Consider the following 20,980-nt stretch of genomic DNA (forward strand, 5'->3'; position numbering starts at 1 on the left):
CAAAACCCTAGGCCAATCCGTGAGCGCGCTTGGCAGCGATCAATGTATTTTGCATCAGCATTGTGATTGTCATCGGACCAACACCGCCAGGAACGGGTGTAATTGGACCAGAAACTTCTTTCACACTCTCGAAATCAACGTCTCCTGCCAGTTTGCCATTCTCCAAACGGTTCATGCCGACATCGATAACAACAGCACCTGGTTTCACAAAATCAGCATCCACAAAATTAGCACGGCCGATGGCTACAACTAAAATGTCCGCCTGACGTGTAATTTCTTTCATGTTGGCTGTACGGGAATGACACATGGTTACCGTCGCATTCTCACGTTGGAGCAACAGCGATACCGGTTTGCCAACGATGTTGCTTCTTCCGATAACCACTGCATGTTTACCGGACATTTCCAGTCCAGTACGTTTGATCAGTTCAATTACACCCGCTGGGGTACATGGAAGCAGACTATCGTCTCCAATTACGAGATTACCAACATTGACTGGATGGAATCCGTCTACGTCTTTATCCACGGCAATCGCATCAATAACCGCTTTCTCTTCGATGTGTTTCGGTAGTGGAAGTTGAACCAAAATTCCGTTAATGGATTGTTGATTGTTCAGCTTGTCCACCAGCGCAAGCAGATCTTCTTGGGACGTATCTGCATCCAACCGATGCACTTCGGAGTAGAAACCGAGGTCGTGACATGCTTTTTCTTTATTACGCACATATACTTGGGATGCCGGATCTTCCCCGACGAGCACAACAGCCAGACCAGGTACTACCCCCTGTTCGCTAAGCTGTTTTACTTCTGTTGTCATGCTTGCGCGGATCTCTTGGGATACTTCTTTACCGTTAATAATAGATGCTGTCATTGTACTCTCTCTCCCTTATGTGAATATAAATTTAGAGGTTGTTCAAAAAGCCCGCTTTTGATTACGAAGGATACTGAAAACCGGTCTTTTGAACACACACTATAATTAATCATAACTTAAGATAATTTTGCTTTAATCGCGTCAACTTCCTGAATCATGCGTCCAAGTACACCATTGACGAACTTGCCGGATTCTTCTGTACCAAAATATTTGGACAGTTCAATCGCTTCATTGACCGATACCTTTGCCGGAATGTCATCACGAAACACCATTTCATACGTTGACAGTCGTAGAATCTGGCGATCTACACGTGATAGACGGCTGATCTGCCAACCTTTCAAATAATCCACAAGCAGCCCGTCAATGGCTTCCTTATTGTTCCAGGCTCCTTGTACAATCTCAGTAACATAAGTACGCATTACATCTGCATCGCGAATAACTACTTCGGTTTCATTATCTTCAGCAGCTTCATTGATTAACATGTTCACAGCTTCTGCTGCACCTACCTCATTCATTTCCATCTGATACAGACTTTGTACTGCAATTTCCCTTGCCAAACGTCTTTTCATGTCCTGCCTCCTGCAGCGCTCCGTCTGGAGCGTCATCATGCTTATTTTATAATCCATGCAACCATCTCATCAAATCCTGTATTGGATTGATCGATGACTTCCACGGTATTGTTATTGTTATCCCTTTTCACAAAAAAACCTGCAATACGTATCCTCCAAAAAACGGGCAACCTAAACTACAGCTCTATTTTCGGAAGAAACATATTGCAGGGTTCAGGTAGGTCACTTAAACGGACGCCAGCGATCGCCCAGCCATTGCCCCCACTCCCTCCAGGGAATGGACGAACCCAGCTTCGAATCGCTTCGTCTGCCTAACGTATAACCGATGAACACCAAGAGTGCAAAGAACAACATATCCCAAAAACCGATCCATACATAAAGAAATCCAAAAAAGATGCCGCCGATAATTCCGGTAATTCGGCCTCTGTGACTATCCCAAATCTCTTTCCACAGCATCAGTGAAACTCACCTCATTCCACTCGACTCTTGTAGTTAGGCGACTGGGTTACATTAGCGATATACACCGTGACAAAAGAAACCGGGATGCCCGTAATCTCTTGTACATGATCATGTATCGCCTTTTGCAGATCAGAAGTCAGCGCAGGAATAGGTGTCTCACCATCCACTACTGCACGGATCATAATCTCCAGTCCTGACTCAACCACACGTATGCGTGCCTTGACATCACGTACTCCCCGGAAACGGGAAGTTGCCTTCAAACAGAGATTCTCAATCGTCTCCATCGAAATCTGTACATCACCAAACTCAGTACGTTGATCTACAGACGGCAACGATGCACGCTCACGCCGAACCGAGATGTAGAAAAATCGCAAACTCAGGATAAACAAAATCGCTGCTGCAATAACCGACGCAACAATAACGTTTTGTTCCTGCTGGTAATTCAATTCGTAAGGCAGCACACCGCTAATCAGAAGAATGACGGCTGCCGATATTGCTCCAACGCTTATGCTGTATATAAACAACAGAAGCCGATCCAGTATTTTAGCCACGAACTGCACAGCCTCCCTTGCTCACTAACATTACTTAACCTGTTCACTAGCAAAAAATCAGATCCTCATCTAGCTTTCGCTATAATGAAGACCTGTCCAAGACGGGATAACCCCCGGCAGATGATGCCGGGGGAATCTGTCTTCTTTTATTTTACGCGCTGACTGTTCAGGTCGATCTCTTCCACTTTCTCGGTGCTCTTGAACTGAACGTCATGAATGTGCACATTCACTTCATTCACATTCAATCCTGTCATGTTCTCGATGGAACGTTTCACGTTCTGTTGAATCTCCGTAGCTACTTGTGGCAGACGGTATCCGTACTCGATAATTACGGAAACATCAACTGCAGCTTCACGTTGGCCCACTTCAACTTTAACGCCTTTGGAAAGGTTTTTGCGACCAAGCAATTCAGCAAATCCGCCAGCGAATCCGCCACTCATGCCTGCAACACCTTTCACTTCAAGGGTCGCCAATCCAGCAATCACTTCAATAACTTCAGGTGCGATCTGGATTTCACCGATATCCGTTCGTTCAAATTCAGTCGGTAGTGTACTCATAACTGTTCAACACACCTTTCGCGAGATAAGTTTGCGGCCATCCGTCAGGGCGCTGGACTCAGGTTAATCAACCTTCAGAACCCTTCCGGTCCGGCTTTACCGGAACTCCTGCAAACATCCGCGAGGTGCGGGCTTATCCTTTGCAGGAGACATGCGCTCTTATTATTCATACTATATCATTTGGGCTACATTATGACAAACAAGCCCAATATACCTTTTAAATCTCGTTTTCCTCAAGAAATTTGATATCAAAGTCACCGCGAATGAACGTTGGGTGCTCCAGCAATTTCTGATGGAAAGGAATAGTTGTAGATATGCCTTCAATCGCAAATTCCCCAAGCGCACGTTTCATCTTGGCAATCGCCTCTTCACGATTCGCTCCCCACACGATCAATTTTGCGATCATGGAGTCATAGAAAGGTGAAATGGTATAACCCGGATAAGCAGCACTATCTACACGAACGCCAGGTCCTCCCGGTGCAAGGTAGAATCCGATTTTGCCTGGTGATGGCATAAAGTTACGGTCCGGATCTTCTGCATTGATACGACATTCAATGGACCAGCCATTGATAACCACGTCTTCCTGACGGAATGAGAGTGGGTTGCCTTCAGCTACCGAGATCATCTCACGGATCAGATCCACGCCAGTAACCATCTCAGTCACCGGGTGCTCTACCTGAATACGCGTATTCATCTCCATGAAATAGAACTCGCCATTCGGGCTGAGCAGGAACTCCAATGTACCTGCTCCCGAGTAATCCACAGCAAGGGCAGCCCGTACCGCAGCTTCACCCATCAGTGTGCGCACATCTTCGGAGAGAATCGGACACGGAGCTTCTTCTACCAATTTCTGGCGACGACGCTGAACCGAGCAATCACGCTCTCCCAAATGTGCTGCATTTCCGTGTTTATCAGCAATGATCTGAATTTCCACGTGTTTCATACCTGTCAGGAATTTCTCCAGATATACACCTGCATTGCCAAATGCCTTCTGTGCTTCCTGCTGAGCAGCGGTAATCTGCTTAATCAGCGTTTCTTCATCTTCGGCAATACGAATTCCCTTACCTCCGCCACCAGCAGTAGCTTTGATAATGATAGGATATCCGATATCTCTAGCAATCATGATGGCTTCATCCATATTTTCAACAAGGCCGTCTGATCCAGGAATAACAGGTACTCCTGCATCTTTCATCGTCTGTTTGGCAACAGCCTTGTCTCCCATTTTGGTAATGGCTTCGGGTGAAGGCCCGATGAATGTAATATTGCAAGACTCACAAATTTCCGCAAAATCAGCATTCTCCGCCAAAAAACCGTATCCAGGGTGGATTGCATCACATTCCGTCAGCGTAGCTACACTCATCAGGTTTGTGAAGTTGAGGTAACTGTCCTTAGACAGTGTCGGTCCGATACAATAAGCCTCATCTGCAAGACGAACATGCAGAGAATCCTTGTCCGCTTCCGAGTAGACGGCTACCGTTGAGATACCGATTTCACGGCAGGCACGAATAATACGTACCGCAATCTCTCCACGGTTCGCAATCAGTATTTTTTGAAATTTCATTTCGTTTTGTCCTCCTTCGAAGCTCATGCGGTTAGCTGTTAACCAGCTATAACGGTTATTCCGGTTTCACCAGGAAAAGGGGCTGCCCATACTCGACCAGCTGTCCGTTCTCAACCAGCACTTCAACGATTTCTCCCTTGATGTCCGCATCAAGCTCGTTCATCAGCTTCATAGCTTCGATGATACATACCGTTGTTTTCTCAACAACTTTATCACCAGCGCTCACAAAAGGACCCGCTTCCGGCGAGGAAGCTCTGTAAAAAGTACCTACCATCGGAGATACAATTTTATGTAAATGACTTGTAGTATCGACCTGCGGTGCAGCTTCACTTACCACTGCTGCCGGCTGTACTTGCGGAGCAGCAATCATTTGCGGTTGCACAGCAGTTGCTTGAACATACTCCGTTTTGCCCGGTTTGCGGATTGATAACCGTGATCCTTCATTTTCAATTTCCAACTCTTGAACGGAACTTTCATCTACCAGTTTAATCAGTTCTTTGATTTCACTCAATTTAAACATTTCCATTATTCACTCCTTCGGCATCATGCCAGTCTCACTAGGACGGTCATATGGCTTTATGTATTATATCATAATCATTAAAAATGGAAAGAGCCCGAGAGTACAACCAGCTCCCGGGACTGCATTTCCATGATTTGGATTACTGTTCTGTGACGTATTGCACGCTGATTTTGTTCTGTGAAACCGCCAATTCTTTCATGACCAGATCCACAATGGATACCGCCTGTTTTACATCCAGTTTGTCGCTGAGGACCACAACTTTATACTTGTCGGAATCTTCTTGAACGATCGCATTAGCGTACTGTTGAGAGAGCGTCTCCTCAATGCCAGTGATTTTAGCTTCTTTTTCTTCCAGTGTACGGAGTTGCTCGGTTGCTTTGGCATTCTCCTCTGGCGTTTTGCTCAAATCACCTGCCACGGTCATCAGTTCCTCATACTTACGATTGTTGCTTTCCTCACGTTGCCACTGGTAGTTCTGGAACTGGCTACTCGCAGATGCTGTCGTATTCTGCTCTTCCATTTCCTTGAGGACTTCCTCATCTGTCTTGGTTGCAGTGCCGCCTGCCTGACCGTCTGTCTCCGGTGTAGTTGTTGCGCCTTTGTCGGTCTCTTTGTTGGTTTCTTTACCTGCCTCACCCTTATTTTCGCCTGGTTCGACAGCAGGTGTTTTCTCTGTATTTCCAGCTTCTTTACCTTCCGTAGCCGATGGTTCCTCCACAGCGCCAGCCGCACTTGGATCACTTTCAACTTCGCCGCTATTCACCACTTCATTTACAACCAAACCTTCTGTAGGATCAAGAATGCCTGCCGTCTCCTTTGCTTCCCCCTGCTTGATTCCATCCACTTGCTGACTGTCAGCCACCGGCGCGTTGACTGGACCGGAATCCTCAGTGAACAGATAATACGCGGACAAAATGACCATCAGACTCAGCATGGAAACGAGCCATACCGTTTGACGTTTGTTATTCATTAGAACTTCCTCCTCAAATTGGCTTCAATCTTATGAGAATTGAATCTTGTGATTCAACACATCAGATTAGTCTTGTTTGCGCGGTACAACCGAGATCCGGTAGGCTGCCACATTCAGTCCTTTTTCCACAGCATCGGTTATCAGGTCCTTCACAACCTTGTTCTCTGCACCCCTCGCAACCACAAGCACCCCACGGATCTGCGGTTTGAGCTTTTTGGTCACTATAGGTGTCTGATCCCCTGCTATTTCGTAAGTAATAATCTCGCCATCACGGGTATATTGCGTCATATGCCGTTTGCCCCCGCTAGCATCGGTTTCTTCGGTAAGTTGCTGAGAATCCTTCACGTTCCGCTGAACGACCAATTCTTCTGTGGAATCCACGGTAACCATCACATCAACCGTTCCCACACCAACAATGTTTTCCAGCACACCTTTGATTTTGTCTTCAAATGCAATTTCGATCGCCTGAAAAGGATTCTGTTCCGACGGATCACTCTGTATGGATGCCATGGATGTTGCCGGGTCCGGTGGTTCCCGACCGATATTTTCGGAATCAATTTTTTTGACATTGACGAAGGAATTGAACAGCATGATTCCCACCCCGATCAAACCCAGGATAATCAGCCAGCGGAAGGTTTGACTTCGCCTTGCCCCACCCTCTCCGCCACCCATCCAGGTTTCCATCTTTTTGAACCATTGTTTCATCGGACACCCTCCTTCTCAGAGCACTTCAGCACTTTTTGGTTCTGTCACTTGAACGTTGTTTGCATCAACATCCCACTTTTCAGTCAACAATGTAATAATCTGCACCGCATGTTCGGACCTTGTGGATGTCTCACCTTGCTGCTTCGTCTCATCTGCTTGATCACGTATAACAGGCTCCGAAGACGCTTCATTTCCATCACGTTGCCCTCTACTCACATCAATCTGAACATCAGGCACTTCAATCTGACCGATCTGGATGGGCTGCTGTATTTGATGTGATTTACCCTTATCGACTTCTGTGTCTGTTCCAAATATGGGTTGTGTGTTAGCAGCGACTTCTTGCTTCCCTGCCTTCACTTCTCCTTCTACACCCTCTCCGGCCATCTCGACCAACACACGCTGGATCACAGGCAGTTCGACTGATGAGGCAGCTTCCATCTCCGTTTCATATTTACTCATGGTCAGCTGTACTTCTACGGACCGCACCTTGGCTCCTGTTGTTTCTTCAATCTGACCTTTCATCACATTAGCCAGTTCTTTGGCTGTCCATTGTAAGGATTGTTCCTGTTCATTGGATTGTAGCCGTTTGCCCTGAGCTAATATCTGTTCGAGTGTCGCATTCCCATTCGATGGAGCATCCATTGCAGACATTGCCCGTTTCAGTTCGCCAACCGGATCACTTTTGAGCAGCTTGGTTATGGGTGATAAAAGGGTCAGCAGGATGAGAAGGCTCAGCACAAGCTTGACATAACGTTCCATGGATCGATTGGGCAACAACATATCCACAAAAGTCGCCAGCAGAACGATCATAATCAAATCCTGGAGCCAGTTGCTCAGCCACCCCATCCTTTCCACCCCCTTTCTTGCCAACATACATTCAGCGCATCATGACAGTCAGATTGCCCGCGGTCAGCAAGATGGTAATGGCCAGGAAAAACATCAGCCCGACGGCTGCCAGCGCCGCAAATACGTAGATCATGCTCTTGCCGATGGCCTGGAGGCATCCTACAATCGGGGTGTCTCCTAGCGGTTGCATAATGGCACCAGTTACGTTGTATATCAAGGCAAGAGCCAGAATCTTGAGTGCCGGAAAGGCACATAGAAACAAAATGATGATCACTCCGGTGAGTCCAATTGCATTTTTGACAAGTAAAGAAGCTGTAATTACCGTATCCGTCGCATCCGCAAATGTTCTGCCCACGACAGGGACAAAGTTGCCTGCGATGTATTTGGCGGCCTTCAGGCTAACTCCATCCGCTACGGAGCCCGATGCTCCCTGAACCGAGATTACACCCAAAAACATCGTCAGCAGGATACCCAGCAGTGCCACACTAATATTGCGCAGGAGGTCTGCCAGCTGTGTCAGCTTGTACTTGTCAGACAATGAACTGACGAGATGCAGAACTGCTGAGAAGAAGAGTAACGGGAATACCAGCAAGTGAATCAACGTACTCACCAGATGAATCATGAAAATGATGAGTGGATGTGTCACCGAGACGGTGATGACATTACCCATGGACGCAAGCAGTGTGAATAACAAGGGAACCATGGCCATCATGAAGTTGATCATGCCGGTTATGGCATCCTTGGCGTATCCAATCGCCACACTGAAGCTGTTAATCGCAATAATGATGATGACCATATAACAGATGGAATAGGCGATTTTGCTAATATTATTTTTCTCAAATGCAGTCTGAAGTGTCTCCAGAATCATGCTGAGTACACTTAACATCACAATCGTGACCAGAAGTTTGCCATTATATAAAATTTCATGCAGCATGAAGGTTCCTATCGCTACAAACACCGATTTCAGGCTGAACCCTTCATTGCCGGGGATTAACATATCCATGAAGGAAGGGGTCTTCCCATCCGGGAAGAAACCACCGTATTGTTGCATCAGTTGATCCCAGTATTTCTCCACCTGATCCTTGGGAAGCTGATCGGCCTGCTGCTCCATCCACTCACCGGAAGGCGAGGTTGCAGTAACCTGTCCCAGGATACCAAACAGAAAACAGAGCATCAGCACAACCGTAAGGCGCCACTGCGGCTTATGATGCATTGATTTCATATGAAGTCCGCACGCCCTTTCTACACCGGCATCAGCTTCATGACGGTTTCGATAATAATGCTGATGATCGGTATAGCAAGTACAAGGATCAGTACCTTACCAGCCAATTCGATCTTGGACGCAATGCTTTCTTGACCTGCATCCCTGACAATCTGTGCGCCAAATTCAGCGATGTACGCTATTCCAATAATTTTCAGCACCGTTTTCAGATAAATACTTTCCATGCCTGAATTCTCGGCAAGCCGCTTCAACACTTCGATGACTGCTCCGATTTTGCCAATCAACAACATGAAGATGACAATGCCGGTTGCGGCAGCAATCAGAAAGGCAAACATCGGTTTCTGTTCCTTAATGACCAGAATAAGCACTGTTGCGATGAGCGCCAAACCTACAACTTGGATAATTTCCACAGGTCACCACCATCCGGCTTCATGACCGATTTCATTGAAAAAGAAATATCGATTTGATCTCTTGTAGCAGGCTGTCCAGCATACGGACCACCATGAACAATACAACGACAAATCCGATTACGGTCACCCAGTGAGCCATATCTTCCTTTCCCATTTGTTTCAGTACCGTGTGAATCATGGCGATGATGATTCCGATACCCGCAATTTGAAAGATTGCGTTCACTTCTAGATTCATGACCTTGGCACCTCACTATCCCGGCTATTTCAGAAGATCAGAATGACGATTAACGCTCCGACAAGCATCCCGAGGCTTCGGCTCATTCGTTCATATTTCATTTGATCGGCCTGGGCGCGGGATTCCTCATGCATTAGTTGTTGAATGGCTAACGATATATGTTTGGTCTGATCCTGACGGTCACTTGTGCCAAGGCTGAAGCTTAATTGCAGCATCACTTCCTTCTCGTCAGCCTTCATGGCCGATCTTCCCCACGCCAGATTCACGCCTGACTGCAGACTTTCCCGGGCAGTGAGTCCATGAGGAGGTTCCATCTGTGTAGCTGCATGAAGAAACAACGTCTTTACAGGTTCTTTGGTCTGTGCTCCCATCTTGCCCATGGCATCGGGAAGTGGAGTGAGCCCATAGTTAATCTCCGTCATTAGTCGCTGGAGGGCTGCAATGAGTTCTCGCAACTGTCTCGGTCTTAATGCATACTGTCTGGCCTTGTAAAATCCGGCGAGGGTGCTGGCTAACAGAATAATTACCGCACCAAACATGTTAACCAAAGGCTTCACCTCCTGCCCCGGTCTGCTGCAACCCACGCATTTTGCCATCAGCCAGCCGAAAGGTCATGCCCCGGCTCGTCCGTTGCAGCTGGACATAACGTTGAAACATCTGCTCCGTAATTAAGGTTCTGAGGGCGGGTCTGGCCGACAGCTCCGATAGGTCACGGCCATGCGCAGTCGCAATCACTGAGACTCCTGCATGCAGGGCTTCCATCACCGCCTCGGCATCCTCCGGACGACCGATCTCGTCCACAATCAGGACATCGGGCGACATGGAGCGAAGCATCATCATCATGCCCTCAGCCTTCGGACAACCGTCCATCACATCTGTTCGGGGACCTACGTCGAAGCCAGGTACTCCTTTGTAGCTACCAGCGATTTCGGACCTTTCATCCACAATGCCCACTTTCAGACGTGGACGTATTCCCTGAACCAGTTCAGTTCCCCCTGTAAGCTTTGTACCACTACTAATTTGTCTCGCCAGATCTCGCAGCAACGTCGTTTTCCCTTGTTGTGGTGGTGATAGGATCAACGTGTGCAGGACCTGTCCGCTCTTCATATCGAGAAGATAAGGAAGGATACGATCAGCCACTCCATGTACCTCACGGGCTACCCGAACGTTAAACCCGTTGATGTCACGCAGGTATTCGACACGTCCACCGCTTAGTACCGTTCGTCCAGCAAGCCCGATTCGATGTCCCCCAGGTATGGTGATGAACCCTTTGCGCAGTTCCTCTTCCAATGTATAAAGTGAATGGTTACTGATCAGGTCCAGCAACCTGTGCGTTACTTCTTTCTGAGGAACATACGCTTCTTCAGGATTCCCCGTCGGACAACCTTGAGGTGTCAGGAAGTGGTATGTGTTGCCTGCATTAATCTCCAGGGGTCTGCCTTCTCGAATACGTACTTCCTCCACTTGTTCCAATAGAGCGGGTGGCATTCTTCCAAGAATGGTTCGGATCGGTTCCGGAAAAAGTTCCCTCCAGTTCACCTTCATGAGTAGGCTCCTCCAACCTTGAGATCATTTGGTTCACACTTCTGGCGCTTGTTCATATCTCAAGTTTATGCCTGTACATTTAATTTATGACGCTGAAATCTATCAAATTCTTCAGAATACGGTTGAGAGTTGAAACCATAGATGCACCTTCTGTTCTAGGCACCCGTCTAGATGTGCATGCATATAGTAATTGCAGATAGGTAAGTTCCATTTCGGTTCAAAACAGAACTACCGATCCCCAGATACAGAAAGGAGTTGTGGGGAGTGCGAGTTGATGTCGTTGGCAATGTGAATGAAGTACGTACCATTGATATTGCAGGGCGAAGTGCAGTTGTCATTGATGTATTATGTACGACCAGTACGATCGTTACGGCTCTGGCGTATGATGCTTCGGCTGTGATTGCCGTAGAGACCGTTCCACAAGCCAAACAAATGGAAGTGAAAGATTGCATTCGAGGCGGGGAGCGTTTTGACAAAAAAATCACCGGATTCGAAGTGGGGAATTCCCCCTATGAATATATGACTGCAGGCATTGCAGATAAAACAATCATTCTAACCACAACCGATGGAACCCGAGCTTTGATCAAGGCTTCCAAGGGGAAACATGTATTTGCTGGTTCATTTCTCAATGTGCAGGCTGTTGCAGCAGCTCTATGTGAACTTCAACGAGATGTATTGCTGTTATGTGCGGGGAACCAGGATGAATTTGCTCTGGAGGACGGCTTGTGTGCTGGATGTATCATCGATGAACTGCACCGTCAATCCTGTTCTCCCCTCCAGCTTAACGATCTCGGCATAGTGCTTCATCAGGCGGTATCCCAATGTCAGGAGAGCATCCCGGAGTTGGTGCAGGGGTCTGTTAGCGGGCGGAGGCTTGAAAAGTTAGGCAGGGTTCATGATATTTCGTATTGTTCTCAATTAAACCTGCTGGATTGTGTTCCCGAGATGGGGGAGGGGAACCGCATGCAGCCTTATAGAGGCATACGCGGCGGAAAGATGTTCAAGTTGATGTGAGAATTGCCATGAGAAAAACAAAAAAAGGTGTACTGCTGCCCGTTGGCAACAGTACACCTTTGCTAATTTACATATATTGAAGATACTTATCTGCGATCTTGAGGTCCACCGATAACGGCTTGCTCGGCAGTGTCGAGATCATATGCTGTATGCAATGCCTTAATGACGTCATGCAGCTTATCTCCGTCAATAACACAAGATACTTTGATCTCGGAAGTGCTCACCATCTTGATACTCACGCCTTCAGCCGAAATGACTTTGAACATCTTCGCAGCTACACCAGGATGACTGACCATGCCTGCGCCAACAATGGAGATTTTAACGAGGTTCTCCTCAGATGTAACTTCACGGTAAGGCAAGCGGCTGTGAAGGCCTTCAATGACACGTAATGCGTTCTCACGATCAGACAGCGCCACAGAAAACGAGAAGTCCGCTTTGCCATCCATCACACCGCTCTGAACGATAATGTCCACATCCAGCTGATTGGATGCAAGCGCACCAAATACTTCGGCCAGAACTCCTGGTACATCCGGCACACCCAGAATACTGATGCGAGCCACGTTTTTGTCATAGGCAATACCACTAACCACTACGCCTTGTTCCATTGCTGCTTCCTCCTTCACAACCGTTCCTTCATTATGGTTAAAGCTGGATCTTACAATTAAAGGTACACCGGAATGCTTCGCGTACTCTACTGCACGCGGATGCAGCACCGCTGCTCCCAAATTAGCAAGTTCCAGCATTTCGTCATACGATATTTCCTTCAGCTTGCGCGCAACCTTAACGATCCGCGGGTCCGTAGAGTATATTCCGTCTACATCCGTATAGATCTCACACGCATCAGCCTTAATCGCTGCCGCCAGCGCTACAGCTGTTGTATCCGAACCACCACGACCGAGCGTTGTGATCTCGCCGTCTTCCGTCATGCCCTGGAAGCCTGCAACAATAACAATGTTGCCCTCGGCAAGTGCTGCATTCACACGGTCAGGTTGAATATCATGAATACGTGCTTTTCCGTGAACCGGCTCTGTGCGGAACCCCGCTTGCCAGCCCGTAAACGATACTGCCTTACGTCCAAGCGCTTGAATAGCCATCGATAACAAAGAGATCGAAATCTGTTCTCCTGTCGTTAAGAGCATATCCATCTCACGAGCAGGCAGTTCACTATTCAGTTGTTTTGCCTGATCAATCAAATCATCTGTTGTATCCCCCATGGCCGAAACCACAACTACACACCGATGTCCTTCATCAGCTTTTTCTACAACACGTCCGGCCACACGCTTCATGCGTTCTGTATCTCCGACCGAGCTGCCCCCAAATTTCATGACGTACAATGACAACGCAAATCCACTCCCTACCTTGTGCAGTATGCATAATTAATGTCCATCGTCATTATTCTCTACGAGAAATGACTTTAACCCAGTATATTACGAAAGCGCCTGATAGGCTAATCTTTTTTCGAAAAAACCCTCTGCCAAAGGAATGGCAAAGGGTTGTTAATAACCTTTTTTAGCTTACAAGCCGTGAAAGTTACGCACGGGAAGAGTATTTACCTTCACGTGTGTCAATCAGGAGAACGTCACCTTCGTTAATGAACAAAGGAACCTGTACGTTCAAGCCTGTTTCCACTTTTGCATTTTTGGTAGCGCCTTGTGCAGTGTTACCTTTAACACTTGGCTCAGTCTCGATGACTTTCAACTCAACGCTTGTTGGCAAGTCAATTCCGAGAATTTCACCTTGGTAGCTAACAATCTTAACGACCATGTTTTCTTTCAGGAAGTTCAATTCCCATTCCAGTTGTTCACTAGTCAATGTGAACTGATCATATGTTTCGTTATCCATGAACGTGTGCTCTGTACCGCTTGCATACAGGTAGGATACGCCACGGTTTTCGATGATGGCACGACCAATCGTTTCGCCTGCACGGAATGTTTTTTCAACGGTGTTACCGTTACGCAGGTTTTTCAATTTGGAACGTACAAAGGCAGCGCCTTTACCTGGTTTAACGTGTTGGAAATCAAGCACGGTATAGATATCGTTATCTACTTGCACGGTCAAGCCTGTTTTAAAATCGTTTACTGAAATCACAAAAAATCCCTCCTGATATGGTTAAAAAGTAGGTGATATAAGACGATGGGTTAATGTTATATGTAAAATGAGCCCAAGAATGGCCACCTCGTTCACTTCGATTGCAGTACCATCCTCCGATCGCTGTTATCCCCAGATTTTTTTGATCCCATTATCAATGGGAAAATCCGGTGATAAAGGCGAACGCTTCGCTTCTTCAGATTGGTTCTGCACTCTCTGTTATGGTGAAATTTCTTATTTTCAATTTAAATAACACATTAAAAATCGTCTTATATCCCTGTGGCTGTAATTTAGCCGATTACGGTGAACTTCTTGTCCGACTTCGTGAGAATATGAATACCCGTCTCGGTAATCACTACGTCATCCTCGATACGCACGCCGCCAAGCCCGTCAATATATATACCCGGTTCAACAGTAACAACCATACCCGGTTTCAATACATCGTCGCTAAGCTTGGACAAGCGAGGAGCTTCGTGAACTTCCATACCCAGACCGTGGCCTGTGCTGTGTCCGAATTGATCTCCATATCCGTGACCTGCAATGATATCACGAGCCAATGCATCTGCTTCCCGTCCGGTCATGCCCGGTTTCAGGTTCTCCAGCGTATGTAACTGAGCTTCCAGTACAATGTCATAAATTTTGCGCAGTTCAGGTACAGGTGTACCTGTTGCAATGGTACGTGTCAGATCTGAACAGTATCCGTCCAAAAGTGCACCAAAGTCAAATGTAATTAACTCATTTTGTCCGATGACCTTGCTGCTCGCTACACCGTGAGGCATAGCAGAACGTTCACCCGATGCTACAATGGTGTCAAACGAAGAGGACGTTGCTCCATGCTTGCGCATGAAAAACTCCATCTCCAGATCCACTTCACGCTCCGTCATACCTGGTTTTGCAAACTGCAAAACGTGGCTGAACGTGGCATCCGCCAGATCTGCTGCTCTCTGCATAACCGCGATCTCATCTTCATCCTTGAACATACGAAGTTGTTCCACGATCCCGGATACAGCTTTCAGTTCGATAGATTGAAGTGCTTCAGCATAAGCGGAATGCGTGCCAAATGTGACACTATCCTGCTCGAAGCCCACTTCTTTGATATTTGCGGATGCCAGTAGTTCACGCACTGTATCCATCGGCTTGGCTCCATGCTCCACAACGGTGAATCCTTTGGCTTGTTGAGGAGCTTGTGACATATAACGGAAATCAGTCAGCAGATATGCATCCTGTTCCGTAATCAGCACATATCCCGCCGAGCCTGTAAAACCCGTCATATAACGACGGTTAATCGGGTTTGTAATCAGCATTGCAGTGAGTTCATGCTCACGCATGGCTTCACGCAACTTATTTACTCGTTTGTTTTCCATCGGTAACCCTTCTTTCTCTCACATTCCCGGGTTCCCGGCTCAGGTTTGTTTGTCCAGATGACGCACAAGAGCCAGCAATCCCAGTTCATAGCTTACTTCGCCAAATCCGGCAATCTGCCCGATTGTTTCCGCTGCAATCACTGAATGATGTCTGAACGCTTCGCGTGCATGAATGTTGGATAGATGTACTTCCACTGTAGGGACTTTTACAGCATTGATTGCATCACGTATAGCATAGCTATAATGGGTAAATGCTCCGGCATTCAGTATTATTCCGTCTGCCTCACCCATCGCTGCATGAATGCGGTCAATGATGTCCCCTTCATGGTTCGATTGATAAAAAGCGATGGAGACGCCAATTTCATCAGCCTGTCTGCGAATTTTGTCCTCAATATCCTTCAGACTAAGCGTTCCATAGATGCCCGGTTCGCGTACACCAAGCATGTTCAGGTTCGGACCATTGATCACAATAATTCGTTTCATCGCTGCTCCACCCTCTCTGCAAATAACCATCTGCTATTTTAACACAGGCATTGCCGGATTGAGAAGCTTTTTTGCGCTATGCCCCCGCTTGCTCCGGCTCGCGTTTGCGTTCGTCCGTGTACTCCATGGCTACCGTGTAACCAATGAACAGCCCCCACAGCAAAAAGAAACAGAGTTCCGTGATGATTGAATCCCACGTTAAACCGTTCAATGGTTTCATCATCCCCAGTTTTGGTCCGACCAGTATAAAGAGAATCAGCCACCAGACGATTCCATATACCATGCCGGGTAACGGTCCTTTTAGTTTTCTAATCGTGAACGTGTAGAGTAAGGATGCCAAGATGGAAAAGACGATAAAAAACAGCCAGCCTGTCAAATGTCCTGCTACGGTATATATATATTCATGTTTGAAAAAAGGCTCGGCCAGAAATCCGACAGGTACAATCGTAAAATGCAACAGATAGAATAGCCAATGTAGCCCACCCCAGATAAAACCGGCAAAGAAGCCAAGCTCTAATGCAAAGGAAAATGGCTTCGTATAGTAGTGTGCTTGACCTTGCCTCTGGGTAGGGCGCCTGCCCTTGTCTTTTGGCTGCCGTTCTTTCGGACGTTGACCTTCATCTTGTGATGTATCTTCATGCTTACGTTCTGTCATCGATATTCTCCTTCATTCAGTTGATAATCCCGCATTATGCCTCGAATTTCCGCTCCGATTCTACGAGGTAGTATGTTCAAAACAGGACAATCTTAACAACATCCTTCAAGGTTTGACTCACAAACTAGAAATTGGTCTCAAAATTCGATACAATAGGGTTATTAAACTGCCTTTGATCGCGAAGGCCTAGAACAGAATAGGAAGGTGAATAATTTGCCTCAACAATCCAAGCCTGTCAGCTATGGGGGGCAAGCTGTCATTGAAGGCGTAATGTTCGGTGGGAAACATGTCAACGTTACAGCTGTTCGTAGAAAAGACGGCGAAATTACGTATCTGGAAGTTCCCAAGCAAGACAAGTCCTGGGTCATGAAATTGCGGCGGATTCCTTTATTACGCGGAATTGTCAGCATTATAGATTCAAGTGTCAAAGGTAGCAGACATCTCAATTATTCTGCTGACGCCTATGCTGATGATGAACTGGAACCGGAAGAGAAAGCCAAGCAAAAAGAGAAAGAAAGTTCGGGCTGGAGCCTTAGCATGATCATTGGTGTGACCGCCGTTGCCATCCTTTCATTCCTTTTTGGTAAAGTTGTGCTCACATTGCTTCCTGTTGTTATCGAGAATTTTCTATTCAAAAATGCATTCGACAATCAGTTTTTGCATAATTTACTGGAAGGCGGCATTAAGCTGATCCTGTTACTCGCTTATCTGTGGTTAATCTCACAGACGCCGATGATTAAACGTCTCTTCCAGTATCATGGAGCGGAACACAAAGTAATCAGCGCACATGAAGCTGGTGAAGAACTGACACCGGAGAACGTGCAAAAGTACAGCCGACTGCACTACCGCTGCGGAAGCAGTTTCATTATGTTGACTGTCATTATTGGAGTGTTTCTATACTCTCTCTTCACGTACGATAACCTCTGGGAACGGATGGGTCAGCGTCTGTTGTTATTGCCAGTTGTGCTAGGCATTTCTTTTGAACTGTTAAAGCTCACGAATTCAGTGCGTGATATTCCTGTACTGCGTTATCTCGGATACCCGGGATTGTGGCTGCAATTGCTGACAACAAAAGAGCCGACCAACGAACAGGTAGAAGTATCCATTGCTTCGTTTAACCGTATGCGTGAGTTGGATGCCAAGCTTGCCAATGTCTCTGCTACGTCAGAAGTACCTGTTGCAACACTCGATCCTGTGAAAGGGTGAATGATATGAACAAGCAGGCAATCTTATTTTGGACGTTCATCGCACTAGCTGCTGTTGGAGTCTTGACTTGGCTGGGGAACGCTAGTCCATCCAGGATCATTATTCCTCTGGTCGTGTTCGGAGCCGTATTCCTGCTGTACAAATATCCGCCTCGTCGCTGGGCAAGCAAAACCAAATCACCAAAGATTAAGCCATCGGCACGAACCATGGCAAAAGTCAATGCACAGTCCAGTGCCAGAAAGAGCAGCGGCTCTTCAAAGAAACGCAAGGATTATCCTTTCCAAGTGATTCAGGGACAAAAAGGGAAAAGCGATGAAGATATACCGAAATTTCACTAAAAGGTACTGAACAACCAAAAAAGCAATTCTCCCAACATGCGGAGAATTGCTTTTTTCACGTTTATACAGGAATCAGAGGTGGAGCTTCTGCCTGTTTCTTGCGCAATTCTTTTCTTTGTTTGTCCAGCTGTTCATCATACATTTTCATATTCCATCCGTTGAAAAACTCGTTCCCTGCCGTTGCGCCTGATCGATATAAGGCTGTGCTATCCTGTAACGATAAATGAAATTGCGTCGGTTTAATGCCAAGCGTTGGTATCTTCACTGTACGAAACCGGTTAATCTGTTCGATGTAGCGTTCATCATGTGCTGTGAGCATCGTCTCTACAAGGGCCTGAAGCATGCTTAGCGGTCCTTTAATCCGGGCAGGTTCCACTTCCGTCTTCCCCACCATTTTGAATCCGACAACCGGAATGACGTCTCCTCCTCGTTCCGAACGATCACCATCGAAGAGCCACAACGGAAAGTTGCTAAGCAATCCACCATCCACGACATACACAAACTGATCTTGAAAAGGAAGTCCTTTGGAGAATACTGGTGATTTGCGTATGACTACCGGATCGAAAAAATACGGGATACTGCAACTCATACGTACCGCCTTTGCAACATCCAGCTTCCCAGGGTCAATGCCGAACCGCCGAATATCGTCTGGCAACACCAGAATGGTCCCATTGGATATATCGGATGCGGTAATAAGCAACTTACCTTGTGGCAAGTCAGCGAATGTGCGAATCCCTTTCTGCTCCAGCATCTTGCGAATCCATGATTCCAGCGCTTCTCCCGAATACAGTCCCTTCTTCAAGAACAGCCTTGCTGCCGGTCCGATCCATCGGGTATTAAATATGGGGGAACGACGCAGCAATGAAACAAAGGGGGTATTCTCAATAATGACTTTCATCTCCTCGGCCCTGTAACCAGCCGCTAGCAGAGCAGCTACAATGGAACCGGATGATGTGCCTGCCACTCGATTAAACTGAATGCCGCAGTCTTGAGCACCCTGCACAGCACCTGCAAGCGAGATCCCTTTGACGCCTCCACCTTCAAACACCGCGTTAATTAACATAACAAAAAACCCCCGTTCTCCAGGCAGCCACGTTTCTACTGCCACTCTATGAGAACAAGGGTTTGTCTTATCACTATATTGTTAAAATGTTTTATAGACCATAGTAGGCTTTTAATTTGGCAATCAAGCCGAGAGGGTTCTTCGTCAAGTACTGTGAACTAAAGAAAATATCCCCCTTGACCGAACCATACTTCTTGTTGTAATTCAGCTGATCGATGATCTCCTGTGAAGTCTGCCAGCCAATCTCTGGCGTACCTAACTTATAAGGAGAGTGACCGATATACAATTTTACATTTGTGTTAGCCACTTCATTCGCCCACCAGTCCACGACTTTGTCATATCGGGCTACACTCAGTGTCATACTCCAATACACCTGCGGAGCGACATAGTCGATCCACTCTTGGTTAATCCATGTCCGCACATCTGCATTCATGCTGTCATACGCGGTTACTCCTGCTTTGGTATCAGAACCTGTCAGATCAACAGATTTGTTACGCCATACACCAAATGGACTAATTCCATATTCAACGTTAGCTTTCACGCTATGAATGCTCTGCCCGAGCTGCTTAACGAACTGATTGATATTGTCCCGACGCCATTCAGCGCGGTCTTTAGTATTTAATGTGTTGTAAGTTTTGAAAGCTGCATCATCATTAAATGTCACATTGGATGGATAGAAATAATCATCCAGATGTACACCATCAATATCATACTGATTGACCACTTCCATGATCGTATCGATAATATGCTGTCTGGCTTCCGGGATACCCGGGTTAATGTACATTTTGCCGGATGCATTCACAATCCAGTCGGGATGAAGCTTCGAGATATGGTTTGCAGCCAAGTTTGATGTACTTGCTGAGTTCGTTGCTCTAAACGGATTAAACCAGGCGTGGAACTCCAGGCCCCGTTTGTGTGCTTCCTCAACCATAAACGCGAGGGGATCATAACCTGGATCTTTACCTTGTGTTCCTGTCAATACGCTGTTCCAAGGTACCAGACCTGAAGGATAGATGGCATCCCCATTGGCTCTCACTTGGACAAATACGGCATTAATGCCCATACCTTGCAACGTATCTAGCTGTTTCGTATACTCCTGTTTTTGCTTCTCTACATTTCCCTTGGCACCGGATGTAGGCCAGTCTCCATTCACAGTGGAAATCCAGGCTCCCCGCATCTCTTCAGAAGCTGGTACAGTGCCCGTGCCTCCAGGCTCCGCTGGGGTTACCGGGGTTGGTTCAGGAGTTGGGACTGATTCGTCTCCTGTGTACAGATCAATGGTCTGGGCAGCCTGATTCCAGTTCACTCGAATGCCCAGGTTCTCACTGACGAATCGAATGGGTACCATGACCCGACCTTGTTTCAATTCGACCGATGCATCCAGACCAACTACAGCGTTATCCACCGTCGCCTGCTGGCGTCCGCTCGTCATAGAGATGACCGAATCGGATTTCTGAATGGTCACGGTACGAGTAGCTTGAGACCATAGAACAGACGCACCCAGTCCTTCGCTAATAACACGCAGAGGCACCATCGTTACATTTACTTTGGGCAAGATGTAGGGTGATACATCCGATTCCAAACGGTTGCCGTCTAGAAAAATAGCGATTTCCTTCTGCCCGGCCGCTTGTGCCGTCATGCCTGCTGTCTGTAATCCAAGTACAAAAATGAGCAGCAGCATCAATCCTTTACGAACGTTCATTAGTGCAGTCCTCCAAAATCATTATAAATTTGCGGTAAATTCTACTAGTTTA

At 46.9% G+C, this 20,980-nt stretch carries 25 protein-coding genes; 3 read left to right on the forward strand and 22 right to left on the reverse strand.

All coding sequences use genetic code 11. From position 1 onward, the window contains the following. Nucleotides 1-7 precede the first annotated feature (7 nt). The 15 genes from folD to spoIIIAA form a co-directional block, all read right to left on the reverse strand. Nucleotides 8-865, reverse strand: coding sequence for a bifunctional methylenetetrahydrofolate dehydrogenase/methenyltetrahydrofolate cyclohydrolase FolD (gene folD, locus V6668_RS19740; RefSeq protein WP_017687597.1), 858 nt, complete (start codon nucleotides 863-865; stop codon nucleotides 8-10). Nucleotides 866-981: 116 nt separating this feature from the next. Beyond that, nucleotides 982-1,434, reverse strand: a complete 453-nt coding sequence (gene nusB / locus V6668_RS19745; protein ID WP_017687596.1) for a transcription antitermination factor NusB — start codon at nucleotides 1,432-1,434, stop codon at nucleotides 982-984. Between the two features lie 222 nt (nucleotides 1,435-1,656). After that, nucleotides 1,657-1,890, reverse strand: coding sequence for a DUF2273 domain-containing protein (locus V6668_RS19750; RefSeq protein WP_017687595.1), 234 nt, complete (start codon nucleotides 1,888-1,890; stop codon nucleotides 1,657-1,659). Between the two features lie 14 nt (nucleotides 1,891-1,904). After that, nucleotides 1,905-2,444 (reverse strand): alkaline shock response membrane anchor protein AmaP, encoded by a 540-nt coding sequence (gene amaP, locus V6668_RS19755; RefSeq protein ID WP_017687594.1) that lies wholly within the window; start codon nucleotides 2,442-2,444, stop codon nucleotides 1,905-1,907. Between the two features lie 146 nt (nucleotides 2,445-2,590). Beyond that, nucleotides 2,591-3,001, reverse strand: a complete 411-nt coding sequence (locus V6668_RS19760; protein WP_017687593.1) for an Asp23/Gls24 family envelope stress response protein — start codon at nucleotides 2,999-3,001, stop codon at nucleotides 2,591-2,593. A gap of 217 nt (nucleotides 3,002-3,218) precedes the next feature. After that, entirely contained in the window at nucleotides 3,219-4,562 is a 1,344-nt protein-coding gene (gene accC, locus V6668_RS19765) for an acetyl-CoA carboxylase biotin carboxylase subunit (RefSeq protein ID WP_036614375.1), read from the reverse strand. 55 nt (nucleotides 4,563-4,617) lie between these two features. Continuing rightward, nucleotides 4,618-5,082, reverse strand: coding sequence for an acetyl-CoA carboxylase biotin carboxyl carrier protein (accB, locus tag V6668_RS19770; RefSeq protein WP_076251231.1), 465 nt, complete (start codon nucleotides 5,080-5,082; stop codon nucleotides 4,618-4,620). Between the two features lie 139 nt (nucleotides 5,083-5,221). Continuing rightward, entirely contained in the window at nucleotides 5,222-6,052 is an 831-nt protein-coding gene (locus V6668_RS19775) for a SpoIIIAH-like family protein (RefSeq protein ID WP_047843622.1), read from the reverse strand. Between the two features lie 66 nt (nucleotides 6,053-6,118). Continuing rightward, nucleotides 6,119-6,757, reverse strand: coding sequence for a stage III sporulation protein AG (spoIIIAG, locus tag V6668_RS19780; protein WP_036614381.1), 639 nt, complete (start codon nucleotides 6,755-6,757; stop codon nucleotides 6,119-6,121). A 15-nt stretch (nucleotides 6,758-6,772) separates the two neighbouring features. Beyond that, a complete protein-coding gene (gene spoIIIAF / locus V6668_RS19785; RefSeq protein WP_047843623.1) occupies nucleotides 6,773-7,603 on the reverse strand; it encodes a stage III sporulation protein AF in 831 nt (276 codons plus the stop codon). A 31-nt stretch (nucleotides 7,604-7,634) separates the two neighbouring features. Then, nucleotides 7,635-8,777, reverse strand: coding sequence for a stage III sporulation protein AE (gene spoIIIAE / locus V6668_RS19790; protein WP_397376270.1), 1,143 nt, complete (start codon nucleotides 8,775-8,777; stop codon nucleotides 7,635-7,637). Between the two features lie 68 nt (nucleotides 8,778-8,845). Next, entirely contained in the window at nucleotides 8,846-9,235 is a 390-nt protein-coding gene (gene spoIIIAD / locus V6668_RS19795) for a stage III sporulation protein AD (RefSeq protein WP_017687586.1), read from the reverse strand. Between the two features lie 31 nt (nucleotides 9,236-9,266). After that, nucleotides 9,267-9,470, reverse strand: a complete 204-nt coding sequence (spoIIIAC, locus tag V6668_RS19800) for a stage III sporulation protein AC (protein WP_017687585.1) — start codon at nucleotides 9,468-9,470, stop codon at nucleotides 9,267-9,269. A 29-nt stretch (nucleotides 9,471-9,499) separates the two neighbouring features. Beyond that, entirely contained in the window at nucleotides 9,500-10,018 is a 519-nt protein-coding gene (gene spoIIIAB, locus V6668_RS19805) for a stage III sporulation protein SpoIIIAB (protein ID WP_036674991.1), read from the reverse strand. Next, nucleotides 10,011-11,015 (reverse strand): stage III sporulation protein AA, encoded by a 1,005-nt coding sequence (gene spoIIIAA, locus V6668_RS19810; RefSeq protein WP_036674989.1) that lies wholly within the window; start codon nucleotides 11,013-11,015, stop codon nucleotides 10,011-10,013. The genes spoIIIAB and spoIIIAA overlap by 8 nt, the downstream gene beginning before the upstream one ends. 264 nt (nucleotides 11,016-11,279) lie before the next feature. Between spoIIIAA and V6668_RS19815 the strand changes: the two genes are divergently transcribed. Continuing rightward, on the forward strand, nucleotides 11,280-12,029 hold the full coding sequence (locus V6668_RS19815) for a 2-phosphosulfolactate phosphatase (RefSeq protein ID WP_047843624.1): 750 nt from the start codon (nucleotides 11,280-11,282) through the stop codon (nucleotides 12,027-12,029). An 86-nt stretch (nucleotides 12,030-12,115) separates the two neighbouring features. Here the strand turns inward: V6668_RS19815 and V6668_RS19820 are convergent, their stop codons facing one another. From V6668_RS19820 to V6668_RS19840, 5 genes are all read right to left on the reverse strand, one after another. Then, nucleotides 12,116-13,369, reverse strand: coding sequence for an aspartate kinase (locus tag V6668_RS19820; RefSeq protein WP_036614392.1), 1,254 nt, complete (start codon nucleotides 13,367-13,369; stop codon nucleotides 12,116-12,118). A gap of 190 nt (nucleotides 13,370-13,559) precedes the next feature. Further along, a complete protein-coding gene (gene efp, locus V6668_RS19825; RefSeq protein ID WP_036614394.1) occupies nucleotides 13,560-14,117 on the reverse strand; it encodes an elongation factor P in 558 nt (185 codons plus the stop codon). Nucleotides 14,118-14,407: 290 nt separating this feature from the next. After that, complete coding sequence (locus V6668_RS19830; protein ID WP_036614396.1) at nucleotides 14,408-15,481, reverse strand: M24 family metallopeptidase; 1,074 nt, start codon at nucleotides 15,479-15,481, stop codon at nucleotides 14,408-14,410. Nucleotides 15,482-15,520: 39 nt separating this feature from the next. After that, complete coding sequence (gene aroQ / locus V6668_RS19835) at nucleotides 15,521-15,964, reverse strand: type II 3-dehydroquinate dehydratase (RefSeq protein WP_036614400.1); 444 nt, start codon at nucleotides 15,962-15,964, stop codon at nucleotides 15,521-15,523. A 76-nt stretch (nucleotides 15,965-16,040) separates the two neighbouring features. Further along, on the reverse strand, nucleotides 16,041-16,619 hold the full coding sequence (locus tag V6668_RS19840) for a YqhR family membrane protein (protein ID WP_338706494.1): 579 nt from the start codon (nucleotides 16,617-16,619) through the stop codon (nucleotides 16,041-16,043). Between the two features lie 213 nt (nucleotides 16,620-16,832). Between V6668_RS19840 and V6668_RS19845 the strand changes: the two genes are divergently transcribed. Both V6668_RS19845 and V6668_RS19850 read left to right on the forward strand, forming a co-directional pair. Beyond that, a complete protein-coding gene (locus V6668_RS19845; protein ID WP_036674982.1) occupies nucleotides 16,833-17,825 on the forward strand; it encodes a DUF1385 domain-containing protein in 993 nt (330 codons plus the stop codon). Nucleotides 17,826-17,830: 5 nt separating this feature from the next. Further along, nucleotides 17,831-18,163 carry a hypothetical protein gene (locus V6668_RS19850; RefSeq protein ID WP_036614407.1) on the forward strand — a complete coding sequence of 111 codons (333 nt, stop codon included), beginning with the start codon at nucleotides 17,831-17,833 and terminating at the stop codon, nucleotides 18,161-18,163. Between the two features lie 61 nt (nucleotides 18,164-18,224). On the opposite strand, the gene V6668_RS19855 is transcribed toward V6668_RS19850, so the two are convergent. Beyond that, a complete protein-coding gene (locus V6668_RS19855; RefSeq protein ID WP_127551279.1) occupies nucleotides 18,225-19,226 on the reverse strand; it encodes a patatin-like phospholipase family protein in 1,002 nt (333 codons plus the stop codon). Nucleotides 19,227-19,317: 91 nt separating this feature from the next. After that, nucleotides 19,318-20,928 carry a family 10 glycosylhydrolase gene (locus V6668_RS19860; protein WP_127551281.1) on the reverse strand — a complete coding sequence of 537 codons (1,611 nt, stop codon included), beginning with the start codon at nucleotides 20,926-20,928 and terminating at the stop codon, nucleotides 19,318-19,320. Between the last annotated feature and the right edge of the window lie 52 nt (nucleotides 20,929-20,980).

This window comes from Paenibacillus amylolyticus (assembly GCF_036894225.1).
Lineage (GTDB): Bacteria > Bacillota > Bacilli > Paenibacillales > Paenibacillaceae > Paenibacillus > Paenibacillus amylolyticus.